This is a genomic window from Kitasatospora sp. NPDC022856 (assembly GCF_055561235.1).
This window is the reverse complement of record NZ_JBVHHE010000087.1, coordinates 1-12,882: the sequence shown is the minus strand read 5'-3', so window position 1 is coordinate 12,882 and position 12,882 is coordinate 1. Positions and strand designations below refer to the sequence as shown.

Below are 12,882 nucleotides of genomic sequence, written 5' to 3'. Positions count from 1 at the left end.
TGGAAGGAGGCGCTGAACCAGTTCTCACTATTCTTCGAGGACCGGCTCAGCATCCGATAACCACAAAGGACTTACACAAGATCGCTTACACGCCCCGGCCAGCCGGCAGGCCTGACGCGGGGAGGCGCCCGCGGCCCGCGACCGCCGTAGGTTCGCGCCCGTGTCCCACCGGCGCGCCCCGGCGGTGGTCAGCGCCAGTGGCCTCCAGCGGTTTCCATCGGTCTACCAGCTCCAGGTGGCCCCGATGTCGGACGCTCGGCCGGCCGGCGGCATCACGCCGTCGGGGCGCCCTCGACGTTCAGCCGCTCCCCGAGCCGGCTCCGGTGCAGGGCGGCGACGGGCTCCAGGAGGTCGGGGTGGCGCAGCAGGACGGCGGCCTCGGTGTCGCGGATGCCGGGCTCGGTGAGGCGTCGCAGGGCTCCCGCCCCGGTGTGGTGCTCGGTCGTGGCGAGGGTCTGGTGGGCGTGCGAGGCGAGGGCGGGGTCGGCGAGGAAGCAGGCGGCCCAGCTGACCACGGTCTCGTCCACCCAGGTCCGCCACGCGGCGTCGTCCGGACGGGGATCGTGGCCGGCGAGCCGGTCGAGCCGGTCGGCGCCGCCGGGGCCGAGCAGGTCCAGGAGCTGGACGTCCATCGGGGTGGGGTAGCACAGGGCGGCTGCCAGGGCGGTCGCCTGCCGGGCCTGGCTCTCGGCGAGCGCGCGGCTGAAGGCGCCGGCCGGGGGAGGGTAGGCGTTCAGGAGCCAGCGGGTGCAGGAGGCTATGAGGGGTGACAGGTCGGGCACGGGGATCGGTCCCTCGGGGAGGTGCTCGCCTGGTCCGGTGCCGGTGGTGCGAGCCGTCCGGTGCGGAGCCGCGCTGCCCCGCTCGTGGCCGCCCAGTGTAGGCCGCTTCCTTGAGGGGGCGGCGTGACGGGCATCACGCCGGCCCGGTCCCGGCGTCGGGGCGGGGCGGGGCCGTGCGACGGCCCCGCCCCGACGCCAGGACCGTCGGCCGGTCGCGGGGGTGGATCAGGACTTGCCGCGGCCGGTGACGAAGTCGCGGGCCCGGTCGACCAGGCCGACACCGGGAGCGAGCAGCTTGCTGGCCGCGGGGCTGTCGGGTGCGGCGGGGTGGGGGCGGGTCGGCGCCATGGACTTGGCCCGGCGGATCTTGTCACCGAGGTCGTTCAGCTGCTCCGGCGTACACGCTTGGCGCAGCATGGGGAAGAGGTTGTGCTCCTCGTCCTGGACGTGTGCCGCGACCTCGTCCATGAGCCGCCGGAGCAGGGGGCTCATCTGCGGGTCGTCCGTCTTCGTGTTCTCCAGCTTCTTGAGGAGTTCCTCGACCCGGCCGTGGTCGGCGATCTCCTTGTCCGCGAGCCGGTCGCCGCCCTGGACGTGCTCGCGCACCGCCGGGTAGAGGTACTGCTCCTCGGCGACGGAGTGCCGCACCAGCTCGATGGTGACCTCGTCGACCACGTCCCGCAGCTGCTGGCCGCCGCCCGTCATCGCCTGGATCCGGGCGAACATCTCCTCCACCTCCCGGTGGTCGGCCATCAGTTCGTCGATCACGTTTCCGCCGTGTCCCATGAAACGCCTGCCTCTCGTTCGTTCCGTCCGAGCCGGGCTGGTCCCGGCCACCGGGCAGTCGTTCCCCGGCGGGCGCGTGCGGTGGGCGACGGCGACGTCACCTCACCCGAACGGAGGCCGACCGCGGCAGGTCCCCGGTCCCGGCCCGCGAGGCCGGAGACGGGCCCCGGCACGTGGCCGGGCCCGGCGCGGGGGCAGCGCGGCACGGCGCACCGCCGGGACGGGCACGGGCGGGCCCGCGAGTCGGCCCTTACGTTCGGGGTAGACGCCGCCGCGGACCACCGTCAGAAGGAGGAGTCATGCCTGCCGGATCGAGCAAGAAGCGTGAACGCCAGTACGAGCACATCAAGGACAGTGCCCTGGACCGCGGGGAGAGCAAGAAGCGGGCCGAGGAGATCGCGGCCCGGACCGTGAACAAGGAACGGGCCCGGCACGGCGAGTCGAAGACGGCCAGTCGCTCCTCCACCCACGACACCTCCTCCTCCCGGCGCGGCGGCCAACGTTCGCACTCCGGCTCCCAGGGGCCGACGAAGGAACAGCTGTACAACGAGGCCAAGCAGCGCAACATCCACGGCCGCTCGACGATGACCAAGAAGGAACTCGCCAGCGCTCTAGGCCACTGACCGACCGCCGCCCGCGCCCCCTGAGGGCCCCCGGCGCCACCGCGCAGAAGTTGCCTCCCGACCGCCGGGGTCGGCGATGGAAGGAGCACGACCGTGGACCGGACCGCCGATCCCTGGGGGCCCCGCACTCCGTACGCACCCGGCACGCCGTGGCCCGCCCGGGTCGACCTCCACCTGGCCCCCGGGCTCAGCGAGGCCGACGTGCAGCGCTGGGTGCCTTCCGCGTCGCTTCTGCACTCCAACGGCGACGCCATGGACATCGCGGTCCGTGACGGGAGGATCGTCGGTGTCCGCGGCGGTGTCCCTGCCCGACCTCGCCAGGATCCGCCGGATCCTCGCCCGGCCGGACCTGTTCGTCGTCGTGCAGGACATCTTCCCCACCGAGACCGGCGAGTTCGCCGACGTGGTCCTGCCGGCCGCGACCTGGGGCGAGGAGACCGGCACCTTCACCAACGCCGACCGCACCGTCCACCTCTCGGAGAAGGCCGTCGACCCACCTGGCCTCGCCAGGTCCGACCTCGACATCTTCCTCGGCTTCACCCACCGCATGGACCTGCGCACCCGCACCGGCCGTCCACTGATCACCTGGCCGGACGCCCCGTCGGCGTTCGCCGCATGGCAGCAGTGCAGCAAGGGCCGCCCCTGCGACTACACCGGGCTCAGCTACCAACTGCTGCGCGAACACGGCGGCACCCAGTGGCCCGCGACACCCGCTCTCCCCTTCGGCACGCCGAGGCTCTACGCCGAGGGCCGCTTCTGGGCCCATTCGGAGACCTGTGAGACCTACGGCCGCGACCTCGACACCGGCGAGCCTGCGACCGAGGCCGAGTACCAGGCCCTGAACCCGCACGGCAAAGCACTCCTCCGGGCTGCCGACTACGAGCCGCCCCCGGGACCGCTCGACGACGCCTACCCGCTGTGGCTGACCACCGGCCGCACCATCTACCACTTCCACACCCGCACCGAGACCGGCCGTGTTCCCGAACTCCAGCGCGCCGCACCCGAGGTATGGGTCGAATGCTCCCGGGCCGACGCCTGCCGACACGGCCTCACCGACGGGGACAGGGCCGTCCTGACCACCGCCCGTGGCTCCGTCACCGCCCGGGTCCGGATCACCGGGATCCGCGAGGGGCTGCTCTTCCTGCCGTTCCACTACGGCTACTGGGACCACGGCCCCGACCACGCCGACAGTCCGCCGCGCCGCGACCGCGCCGCGAACGAGCTCATCGCCACCCGCCTCGACCCCTCGTCGAAGCAGCCGGTCTTCAAGACGGCCACCGCCCGCCTGGCCCGCTCCGAACACCACCGCTGACCATGCTCCCCGAACGCCCCCGGGATCCGGGAAGTCAGGGTGACGGGCGCCTACCGGAAGGCCGAGAGCCCGGCGCACCACCAGGACGAGGTCGACGGGAGGAAACGAGCGCCGGCCGCACAGCCCGCTACCCCCCGGGAGACCGCTGACCGGCGTGAGGAGGAGCGACAGAGGAGGCGGCGGGGTGGCCGTTCCTCGGGGGAGCGGGTGTGTCGTGCCGGGCGGGTCGCCGCCGATCGGGATAGTCGTTCGTACAGCACTCGTGGGCGTGGCGCCGGTCCGGCGATCGTGCCCGCGGGTGCCGGACCTGACCCGACCCGATGCCGGAGGACATGATGGACGACAAGCCGGGGCCCGTGAAGAGGATCGTCGACGCCGTAGCCGAGGCCGTGCGCGAGGACGGCCGGCCGCCGGGCGGTGTGCCCGGAGCGCCGGGCAGCACACCGCCTCAGCTGGCGGAGCCGCTCGAACCGAGGGCTCCGCTGCCCGCGAAGCGGGACCAGCAGGGACCCCTGCCGGTGTCGCCCACCGGCCGCGACACCGGCCTGCCGGCAGACGCCCTGTCGCAGAACGGCGGGTACCTGACGACCGCCCAGGGGGTGCGACTGCCGGACGGCGACCATTCGCTGAAGGCCGGGCCGCGCGGCCCGGTGCTGCTGCAGGACCATCACCTGCGCGAGAAGATCATGCACTTCGACCACGAGCGGATCCCCGAGCGGGTGGTGCACGCCCGCGGCGCCGCAGCCCACGGCACCTTCCGGGGCTACGGGACAGCGGCCGCGGTCACCAGGGCCGCGTTCCTGGCGGAAGGCGTGGAGACGCCGGTGTTCGTACGGTTCTCCACCGTGCTGGGCTCGCGCGGGTCGGCGGACACCGTGCGCGACACCCGCGGCTTCGCGACCAAGTTCTACACCGGCCAGGGTGTCTTCGACCTGGTCGGCAACAACATCCCCGTCTTCTTCATCCAGGACGCGATCAAGTTCCCGGACGTGGTGCACGCCGCCAAGCCGCACCCGGACCGGGAGATCCCGCAGGCACAGAGCGCCCACGACACGTTCTGGGACTTCGTCTCGCTGCACACCGAGGCCACCCACCACACCATCTGGAACATGTCCGACCGCGGCATCCCGCGCTCCTACCGGACGATGGAGGGCTTCGGAGTCCACACCTTCCGCCTCGTCAACGCCGAGGGCGCCAGCACCCTGGTGAAGTTCCACTGGAAGCCCATGGCCGGCGTGCACTCCCTGGTCTGGGAGGAGGCCCAGCTGATCGGCGGCATGGACCCGGACTTCCACCGCCGCGACCTCGCCGACGCCATCGAGTCCGGCAACCACCCGCAGTGGGAGCTCGGCATCCAGACCTTCCCCGACACCCCCGAGCAGACGTTCGCCGGCATCGACCTGCTCGACCCCACCAAGATCGTCCCGGAGGAACTCGCCCCGGTGCAGGCGATCGGGCTGCTCACCCTCAACGCGAACCCGACGAACTTCTTCGCCGAGACCGAGCAGGTCGCCTTCCACCCCGGGCACCTGGTGCCCGGCATCGACCTCACCGACGATGCGCTGCTCGCCGGCCGCCTCTTCTCCTACCTCGACACGCAGATCACCCGCCTCGGCGGACCGAACTTCGCGCAGATCCCGGTCAACCGCACCCACGCCCCGGTCAACGACATGCTGCGCGATGGCTTCCACCAGGACGCGGTGCACAGCGGCGTCGCACCGTACAAGCCGAACTCGCTCGACGGCGGCTGCCCGTTCTTCGCCGGCGCGGGCGAGCACGCGTTCGTCGAGTACCCGACCCCGATCGCCGCCGCGGCCAAGGTGCGTGAGGCGCCCGCGTCGTTCGCCGACCACTTCAGCCAGCCCCGGCTGTTCTGGCTCAGCCTGAGCCCGGTGGAGCGCGAGCACGTGATCGCGGCCTACACCTTCGAACTGTCGAAGGTGTACGAGCAGGCGATCAAGGAACGGGCCCTGACCGTCCTGGCACGGATCGACGAGCAGCTCTGCCGGGAGGTGGCCGCCGGCCTCGGCCTGCCCGTGCCGCCGACCGCCGGTACGGCCCACGACGAGATCGCCCCCAGCCCGGCCCTGTCCCAGCTGGGTCGGCGCTGGCCGGCGACCGGCCGCGTGCTCGGGATCGTCACCGGCGCCGGCAGTGACCCCGGCGTGGTGCGGCGGCTCAGGGACGACACGTTCGCCGCGGGACTGCTGCCGCTGGTCATCGCCCCGACCGGAGCGCCGCTGGCCGACGACCTCCCCGTGCAGCGGACCTTCGGCGCCGCCCGGTCCGTCGAGTTCGACGCGCTCCTGGTCGCGGACGCACCCCCGCCCGGCGCCGACGACCGCGGGGCACGTGACGCCAAGTCCGGCGCCGTGGCGGGCGGGCAGCCGGCGATCGACTCCCGCATCGTCCTGCTGGTCAACGAGGCCTACCGGCACGCCAAGCCGATCGCCGGCCTCGCGGACGCGCGCGCCCTGTGGGCGGCGGCGGGCATCGACCCGCAGGCGCCGGGCGTGTTCAGCGAGACCGACGCCGGGCAGGCGGTCTCGGCCCTGGCGGAGCAACTCGAAACGCACCGGGTCTGGGAACGCTTCCCGGCCTCCGCCCACTGAGCCAGCCCCGCACGTGGCCCCCGGCGCGGTCGGCCGGAGCGATCACTCCGGTCGACCGCGGCCTGTGGACTTCGGGGGCGCCGTTCCCGCGCCCCGCCACGAGGGGCGACCGCGTCCGTTCCGCGAACAGGGAGGCGGACGAGCGCCGAAGAGGTTGGCACCGGTGCGTCCCCCGAAACTCGACGTGATCTTCTGGCGAGAGGAGCGAGGACATGACGGATCCGACGACGGGGGCGGCCGGGCCGGCAACCGTGAAGGCCGGGATCTTCGACCTGCGCCTGATCCTCGCGCTGCTGTTCGGCGTCTACGGCACCGTCACCAGCTTCCCGGGCCTCGCCGTACCGCCCTGGGCCGGGAAACTCCGGCGCGGGCCTGCCCCTGGGTGAGGTTAGTGGCTTAGAGGCTGGGGCTGGAGGGAGCGCAAGGTTGAACTCCGGGACACGGTTCGACCCGATAGCAGATCGTGACACACCTGCCGCCCATCACACCAGGGCCGGATGCGAGGATTCCGTTCCTTCACGGATGCCGGTCGCACCACCTCACCCCACAGAGGAGCGCCACCTTGCGCCATCTCTCCTGCCTGCCTCCCTGCCGCCGGGCCCTGCCGGCCGCGGCCCTCACCACCGCCTCGGCCCTGCTGCTCACCGCCTGCGGCGGCTCGGACGCCCCGAAGAGCGCTGCAGACGCGATCAAGGCGGCCGTCCCCAAGGCGCAGCGCGCCGCCGGGGTGCTGCGGGTCGGCTCCGACCTGAACTACGCGCCGGTGGATTTCCGCGGCGCGGACGGCGACCCGGACGGCCTGGACCCGGATCTGGCCAACGCGCTGGGGAAGGTCCTCGGTCTGCGGATCGAGATCGTTGACACGACGTTCGACAAGCTGATAACGGGCCTCAACAGCGGGCAGTTCGACGTGGCGATGTCGGCGATCAGCGACACGGCCCAGCGCCGTGACGCGCTCGGCGAGGACGGCAGGCCCACCGGTCAGCCGGGCGTGGACTTCGTGGACTACTTCATCGCCGGAACCGCGATCATCGTGCAGAAGGGCAACCCGAAGGGGATCCGGACGCTGGACGACATCTGCGGCCGCACGGTCGCGGTGCAGCGTGGCAGCACCCAGGACGAGATCATCGGCCGTCAGGTCGCTGCCTGTGGACGGCAGGGCAAGCCGCTTGAGGTACACCGCTTCGACAATGACAGCCAGGCCCTCGCCGAGGTGGCGGCCGGCAGGGCGGTGGCCGATTTCAACGACTTCCCTGTGGCGGCGTACGCGGCCAGGACCACCGACGGCGGGAACCGCTTCGAGGTGACGGGCGCGCAGTCGCAGTCCAGCCCGTACGGGATCGCGGTGAACAAGAGCGCCACGGCCCTGCGCGACGCCGTGGCGAAGGGGCTGGACCAGCTGATCCGCAGCGGAGAGTACGACAAGATCCTCGCGAAGTGGAACGTGAGCGCGGGTGCCGCCCAGGCGGCGGCGATCAACGGCGGGCTGTGACCCGGGGGCATTGTCAGGTTGAGCATCAGACAACACGTGCCGTGGGCCGACGTGACGCAGGCGGATCCCGATGACCAGGGCCTCGTCGTGCGATGGCGCGACCGGGTTGTCCACGCCCACGAGATCGAGCCGGGAGTCGAGTCGTTCGTGGGTCATCACCGGCGCGGCAGTGGCCGCCGCCCTCGGCCTGTGGCTGGTCATCATAGCGCTCACCCCTGGCCGCCGACCCCTCCTGCCCATGGCCGCCACGGACCAGAGCGAGAGCGTCCCGTCGAAGTTAGTCACGACCCCAGACCCCCCGATACCCGCCCGCCCACCGGCACACCGGCACTACGGAGTTCCCGGCGCCTGCCCGTGTGCCGCCGCGGCCGAACGCCCGGCCGCTTCCTCCGGGAGACGCACGGTCCGATGCCGAGACGCTTCGGGCCGCGCCGCCGCGGCCGGCCTCGTACCCTGGGCGCTGTGAACGATCGGCATGAATGGCGCGTCGCGCTGGACCCGGGCCTTGTCGTCCAACCGCGCTGCGGCCACTTGGACGCGCTCCGGGAGGTGCCCGCGAATCCGACCCCAGGCTGCGAGGACTGCCTGCGGGGCGGCAGCACCTGGGTCCACCTGCGAGCCTGCCTGAGCTGCGGACACGTCGGCTGCTGCGACAGCTCGCCCAAACAGCACGCCTTCCGGCACGCCCGCGTCAACCCCGGACACCACATCGCCCGTTCGCTGGAGCCCGGCGAGGACTGGGCCTGGTGCTACACGGACGAAGTCTTCCTGCGCCCCGCCTGAGCGGGGGACAGAAGCGGCGGCCGGCGACGGGGCCGGGGATCGCCCGTTCGCCCGCCGTTCGCCGGCCATCACTGACCGTGCTGGTGGTGGGTGCCGTTCGCCCGGCCTGAGCCCGGGCGGTGGCCGTGGTCCTCCCAGGAGACCTCTCACCGCCCGGACGAGTCGTCATCGACGCACCGTCGGCGATGGCTCGTCCCCACCACCGTCGCGCCTTCGGCACGGCCGACGCACCTCGCAGCTACGGGCCCGCCTTCTGTGTCAGCGGGCCACGAGGCAGCCCCCGCACTGGGCGACGCCCGCCCTGCGCAGATGTAGCCCCATGGGCCGCCCGCTGTCTTCTGCCTCCGCCCTGGTCGTCTCCGTACGTTGTGGTCCGGCCTGGGAGAGCCGCGTGTGGCTCAGGTCGCCTCGGCCTCGGTGGCTCGGGAGGAGTGAACGCCCGGCTCTTGGTCGCTGATTACGGAGCTGACAGCGGGGTGTTCCTCGGGTCGGCGGATGCTCTGCCGGCTGAGGAGGACCGAAGTGAGCGAACGACGGGGCCAGGCGTGGGCCGGCATCGACGCTGGCAAGGGACACCACCGGGCGAACGGTGGCCGACGAGACCGGTGAGACGCTGGGGTCGAAGAAGATCGACAACGACGGTGAGTTCGACGTCGTCGAGGCTGCTCAGGAAGCCCGGCGTGGTAACCGGGATTTCCGCGGCGTAGCCCATCGTGGGGGTCGGGTAGTCGTCGTCGAGCTCGGCCTCGGCGCTCCTGTGGTCCGCCGTGTTCCGGTCGGTGGCGAGGGCGGCCTGTTCGACCAGCCATTTGCCTTCTCGGAAATGGGTTGAGGGCCCCGGCGCTGTGCGCGCCGGGGCCCAGGGACGTGTGGATTCACTGCTCCATCTACTGCACTACTGCTGCCGGCTGTCGGGCCGGCTTGCGGTGTCCGCGTTGCCCGGGGGAGGGGCAGTGCGCGGGGATCGCGTATGCGTGACCGAAGACCACCTCTTCCATGACGTTCCATGACGAGGGCTACTGCGGTGACCGCCTGGCGCCGAGCGTGCCGTGGCGGGCGATCCGACGGGGTGAACCCTTCCCTTCTCCTCTGGTGCACATCGTGCGTACTGCCGGTACTGCCGGTACTGCGAACTGCTGGATGTTGCGTCCTGCGCGTGCGCGACCGCCACCGCCGCGGGCCCCACGCACGACCGGGCCCGTGACGCCTGGCAGGTCACCCGCCTTCCGCCGCGAACCCCTTCTGTCATGACCGGGTCCCGCGTACTGACGACCTGCACGCCTCCTGCATCACCGCTTGTACTGCTGGTACTGCGAACTGCGGTACTGCCCGGGCAGTTCGTGTCTGCCCGTTCTGCTGTCCTGCTCTCCCAACGCCAGGAACACTACACAGGCTGCCGTGCAATGTCTACTCTCACCGGCACAGGTTTCCGTGTCTGGATGTCGGATCTTATTGCGGCCGCGTCCGGCCGGGGGCGGGGTCGTCGGAGCTCGGGTCGAGGGCGTCTCGCAGGGCGTAGAGGTCGGCGGCGGTCGCCTGCTCGGCCAGGCGCGCCAGCAGTCGGCGCAGGACCCGGTCGTCGCCGTCGCGGACCGCCTCCACGATTCCGCTCAGGACGGAACCGTCCACGGTCGGTGCGGGCTGCTGCATTTCCACCCTCCTTCGCGCCCCTCAGGGCGTAGGCCCTCTCGGGGGCCTGGGACATCTCGGACAGGGCGGGAGGCTACCGGCCGCACGGCGGCCCGGAGCTGCGGGGTACCGGGTTGAGCGGCTTGTTCAGCCGGCGGGCGCGAGTGCGGTGAGCGCGGCGGCCAGGGCGCCGTGAACGGCGGGCGCGGCCGAGCTGGAGGCGAGCAGGAGCCCGAAGGCGACGGCGACGCACGCCGCGGCCGGGGTCGCGCGGCGCTGACGGATCAGCACGGCGAGGACCGCGCCGAAGAACACGACGGCCGACAAGTTGAGGATCATGCTTCTCCCTCCGTAGTCCGGCGGAGGCGCCAGGCCGCCGATATCTGCCCTGGCTGCACCACATTTTTCCACGCTTCGATCACAGGCAGTGGAATCTCCCTGCACCCGGCGCGCCCGGTGGAGGTGCCGGCGGACGACGGGCCGGGGGTGCCCGCGCGGCCGCGCTGCGGCGGGCACTATCCTCTGGTGGCATGTCGAACCCTGATGGGCTGCTCGTCGACATCGCCGCGATGGTGGAGTCCGAGCACAGCAACCAAATGCCCCTGACCGTCGTCGTGCCCGGGGCGGTCATCACCGGCCGGCTCGCGCCGCAGAGCCTGTGGAACGAGCGAGTGGCGGAAGTCCTCGCCGGCTCGGAGCACCTCAAGCCATTCGCCGCACTCTTCGCGGCGCCCGTGGCCGGCGCTGGTGACGCGGCCGGCGAAGGCGCGGCGGTGCCGGCGGTGCGGCCGACGCATCTGCACCTGCACGTCGCCCGCATCCTGCAGGGCAGCTACGGGCTGCCGCACACCGGCGGCATGTACCGCATCGCCATCGCCGACATCAGCAGTTGGACGGTGGGAGACCTCAGCTACTCCGACCAGTGACACCAGGGTCGGCCATGGCCGTGCCCCGGGCCGGCGAGCCCGGGGCACGGCCATGGCCGGTGCTGGATGGTCGGCGCGGCGCGGCGCGGTGATGGTGCGGGGTGTCAGGCCGCGGTGGCCGGCTGCGCGTTGCCGAACAGGAGCGCTGACGACGACAAGGGCCACCAGCGGCCGGGGGAGGGGGAGCCCGCCGGTCGTCGCGGTGCAGGCCTCGACGGGGAGGGCGTCGGCGAGGTCGCACCGCTCCTCGCCGACGAGTCGTGCGCCGAGGACACCCTGGCCGTGGTCAGGGCGCGTTCGGCCCTTGGGCTGTTCTGGGGGCGGCCGAGGATGCGGTCGCGGTCGGGGCGGGTGTGCCGGGTCGTGGCCGGGGTGGCCCTGCTGCGGGGTCGGGGCGGCCGAAGAGGAGGTCGTAACCCGGGGGGAGTTGGAGCAGGAGGCGGTGGGTGAGGTCGTCGCCCGCGGCGTCGGCGACGACGCTGAGGACGGCGCTGACGTCCCAGGCGGCGGTCGCCTCGCTCGCGCCGGGGATCCAGGCGGCGGTGGCCCGTACGAACCGTTCCGCGTCCAGGGGCTGGGCGGCCTGCAGGGGGTTGAGGAGGACCAGGGCGAAGGTCTCCGGGAGCCGGGCCGCCAGCTCGGCCCGGTCGCGGCCGGCGACGTGGGCACCGAGCAGGGCCAGGACCACGCGGGCGGCCTGATCGGCCTCGCGGGGTGTGGGGTACTCGCCGCGTTCTCGGACCTGGGCCAGGAACGCCTCGGGTCGAAGAGTCATCGTGGTTGCCTCTCCGGATGCGTGGGTGGGCGGTTGGGCCTGGGCGCGGGTTGCTGCCGTTCGCGGCCCGGCGGCGGTGAGGTCGGGGTCCGCCGGTCAGGCGCCGTCCCAGGCCGGTGGGCCGCAGGATCCGGGTGACCGGGTACTGCGGCCGCGTAGCGCCGGTGGTGGCCGGTGGTGTCGGCACGGTTGCGGGCGGCGACGTGGGCGGCGAGCCCCGAGCAGTTCCTGAACGTCACTCGGGACACGTCGGCGACGACCCGGGGCCGGCCCTGCACGACGGTGAGGAGCCTGCGTCGAAGGGGTGCGGCGCTCGCGAGGTTCGACGTCACCGCTGGCCGTCACCACGAGGGGGTGCCCGCAGCGCCGGCGGCGGCGTTGCTTCCTCGGCACCGGTCGAGCCTTCCCCGCTGACGCCCCGGGCGGGCGCCGGAGGGGTGCCGCCCTGCGCGGCCCGGGGGTGCAGGGCGCAGGCTCAGGAGGTCAGGCGCGGATCTGCCTGGGGGCCGGACCCTGGGCGGTGACGGAGATCTTGCGGGGCTTGGCCTTCTCCGCGACCGGGATGCGCAGGGTCAGCACGCCCGCGTCGTAGTCGGCGCTGATGCCCTCCGGGTCGAGGGTGTCGGAGAGCATCACCTGGCGGGAGAACACGCCCAGCGGCCGCTCCGAGAGCTCCATGCGCGCGCCCTCGACCTCCGGGCGGGGGCGCCGCTCCGCCTTGACGGTCAGCATGTTCCGCTCCACGTCGATGTCGATCGCCGCCGGGTCCACCCCGGGAAGGTCGAACGCGATCACGTACTCGTCGTCGGCCCGGTAGGCGTCCAGCGGCATCGGGGCGGGCCTGCTCCAGGTCCCGCTCTGGGTGACGAGCTGCTGGGTCAGACGGTCCAGCTCGCGGAAGGGGTCGGTGCGCATCAACATCGCGAAACACCTCCAGTGGTCCAGGCAACCAAGTGCCAATGCGCTTCACCTGACACCGTTGTAGCATGTCATCCATCCGATGACAATGGCTGATGTCTCCGAAAGAGTGACGCCAGGAGAGAGCGGTCGCGCCCGGTGCGGGCCGCTGATGGCGCTGGTTGAATCTCCCCAGGTGGTACTGGGCGGTGGGCCAAACCTGCTGGGCTTGGTTCCCCACCTTTTGGGTGGTGTCGGTCGGCGT

Annotated in this window: 13 protein-coding genes and 1 pseudogene; 8 read left to right on the top strand and 6 right to left on the bottom strand. The window is 72.4% G+C overall.

Annotation, left to right across the window (positions count from 1 at the left end; all coding sequences use genetic code 11):
* Window positions 1–272 precede the first annotated feature (272 nt).
* Both ACZ34W_RS37955 and ACZ34W_RS37950 read right to left on the bottom strand, forming a co-directional pair.
* Window positions 273–782 (bottom strand): hypothetical protein, encoded by a 510-nt coding sequence (locus ACZ34W_RS37955; RefSeq protein ID WP_465610968.1) that lies wholly within the window; start codon window positions 780–782, stop codon window positions 273–275.
* 225 nt (window positions 783–1,007) lie between these two features.
* Window positions 1,008–1,568: a hemerythrin domain-containing protein gene (locus tag ACZ34W_RS37950; RefSeq protein ID WP_329491735.1), complete on the bottom strand. Its 561-nt coding sequence runs from the start codon at window positions 1,566–1,568 to the stop codon at window positions 1,008–1,010.
* A 299-nt stretch (window positions 1,569–1,867) separates the two neighbouring features.
* Here ACZ34W_RS37950 and ACZ34W_RS37945 point away from each other — a divergent pair, with 299 nt between their 5' ends.
* From ACZ34W_RS37945 to ACZ34W_RS37915, 7 genes are all read left to right on the top strand, one after another.
* Window positions 1,868–2,191: a plasmid stabilization protein gene (locus ACZ34W_RS37945; RefSeq protein ID WP_329491736.1), complete on the top strand. Its 324-nt coding sequence runs from the start codon at window positions 1,868–1,870 to the stop codon at window positions 2,189–2,191.
* A 286-nt stretch (window positions 2,192–2,477) separates the two neighbouring features.
* Window positions 2,478–3,503 (top strand): molybdopterin oxidoreductase family protein, encoded by a 1,026-nt coding sequence (locus ACZ34W_RS37940; RefSeq protein WP_465610965.1) that lies wholly within the window; start codon window positions 2,478–2,480, stop codon window positions 3,501–3,503.
* A 335-nt stretch (window positions 3,504–3,838) separates the two neighbouring features.
* Entirely contained in the window at window positions 3,839–6,115 is a 2,277-nt protein-coding gene (locus ACZ34W_RS37935) for a catalase (protein WP_465610963.1), read from the top strand.
* 212 nt (window positions 6,116–6,327) lie between these two features.
* The gene (locus tag ACZ34W_RS37930; protein WP_465610961.1) at window positions 6,328–6,501 is read left to right on the top strand and encodes a hypothetical protein; all 174 of its coding nucleotides are present in this window, start codon (window positions 6,328–6,330) and stop codon (window positions 6,499–6,501) included.
* 176 nt (window positions 6,502–6,677) lie between these two features.
* Window positions 6,678–7,607: an ABC transporter substrate-binding protein gene (locus ACZ34W_RS37925; RefSeq protein WP_465610960.1), complete on the top strand. Its 930-nt coding sequence runs from the start codon at window positions 6,678–6,680 to the stop codon at window positions 7,605–7,607.
* A gap of 492 nt (window positions 7,608–8,099) precedes the next feature.
* On the top strand, window positions 8,100–8,390 hold the full coding sequence (locus ACZ34W_RS37920; RefSeq protein WP_465610970.1) for a UBP-type zinc finger domain-containing protein: 291 nt from the start codon (window positions 8,100–8,102) through the stop codon (window positions 8,388–8,390).
* 589 nt (window positions 8,391–8,979) lie between these two features.
* Window positions 8,980–9,222, top strand: a complete 243-nt coding sequence (locus tag ACZ34W_RS37915) for a hypothetical protein (protein ID WP_465610958.1) — start codon at window positions 8,980–8,982, stop codon at window positions 9,220–9,222.
* 617 nt (window positions 9,223–9,839) lie between these two features.
* Here the strand turns inward: ACZ34W_RS37915 and ACZ34W_RS37910 are convergent.
* Entirely contained in the window at window positions 9,840–10,040 is a 201-nt protein-coding gene (locus ACZ34W_RS37910; RefSeq protein ID WP_359809621.1) for a hypothetical protein, read from the bottom strand.
* Between the two features lie 126 nt (window positions 10,041–10,166).
* Window positions 10,167–10,358 (bottom strand): hypothetical protein, encoded by a 192-nt coding sequence (locus ACZ34W_RS37905; RefSeq protein WP_465610956.1) that lies wholly within the window; start codon window positions 10,356–10,358, stop codon window positions 10,167–10,169.
* A 191-nt stretch (window positions 10,359–10,549) separates the two neighbouring features.
* On the opposite strand from ACZ34W_RS37905, the gene ACZ34W_RS37900 reads away from it, so the two are divergent.
* On the top strand, window positions 10,550–10,945 hold the full coding sequence (locus ACZ34W_RS37900) for a hypothetical protein (protein ID WP_465610954.1): 396 nt from the start codon (window positions 10,550–10,552) through the stop codon (window positions 10,943–10,945).
* Window positions 10,946–11,321: 376 nt separating this feature from the next.
* On the opposite strand, the pseudogene ACZ34W_RS37895 reads toward ACZ34W_RS37900, so the two are convergent.
* Both ACZ34W_RS37895 and ACZ34W_RS37890 read right to left on the bottom strand, forming a co-directional pair.
* Window positions 11,322–11,720: pseudogene (locus ACZ34W_RS37895) on the bottom strand (DUF2267 domain-containing protein); the annotation flags it as partial.
* 483 nt (window positions 11,721–12,203) lie between these two features.
* Window positions 12,204–12,641: an Hsp20/alpha crystallin family protein gene (locus tag ACZ34W_RS37890; protein ID WP_329491750.1), complete on the bottom strand. Its 438-nt coding sequence runs from the start codon at window positions 12,639–12,641 to the stop codon at window positions 12,204–12,206.
* Window positions 12,642–12,882: the final 241 nt, after the last annotated feature.

What these genes read in the sequence shown, in the direction of transcription:
- ACZ34W_RS37950 (WP_329491735.1), bottom strand. Translation starts at nt 1,568, where the DNA reads ATGGGACACGGCGGAAACGTGATCGACGAACTGATGGCCGACCACCGG.
- ACZ34W_RS37945 (WP_329491736.1), top strand. Translation starts at nt 1,868, where the DNA reads ATGCCTGCCGGATCGAGCAAGAAGCGTGAACGCCAGTACGAGCACATC.
- ACZ34W_RS37935 (WP_465610963.1), top strand. Translation starts at nt 3,839, where the DNA reads ATGGACGACAAGCCGGGGCCCGTGAAGAGGATCGTCGACGCCGTAGCC.
- ACZ34W_RS37930 (WP_465610961.1), top strand. Translation starts at nt 6,328, where the DNA reads ATGACGGATCCGACGACGGGGGCGGCCGGGCCGGCAACCGTGAAGGCC.
- ACZ34W_RS37910 (WP_359809621.1), bottom strand. Translation starts at nt 10,040, where the DNA reads ATGCAGCAGCCCGCACCGACCGTGGACGGTTCCGTCCTGAGCGGAATC.
- ACZ34W_RS37905 (WP_465610956.1), bottom strand. Translation starts at nt 10,358, where the DNA reads ATGATCCTCAACTTGTCGGCCGTCGTGTTCTTCGGCGCGGTCCTCGCC.
- ACZ34W_RS37900 (WP_465610954.1), top strand. Translation starts at nt 10,550, where the DNA reads ATGTCGAACCCTGATGGGCTGCTCGTCGACATCGCCGCGATGGTGGAG.
- ACZ34W_RS37890 (WP_329491750.1), bottom strand. Translation starts at nt 12,641, where the DNA reads ATGTTGATGCGCACCGACCCCTTCCGCGAGCTGGACCGTCTGACCCAG.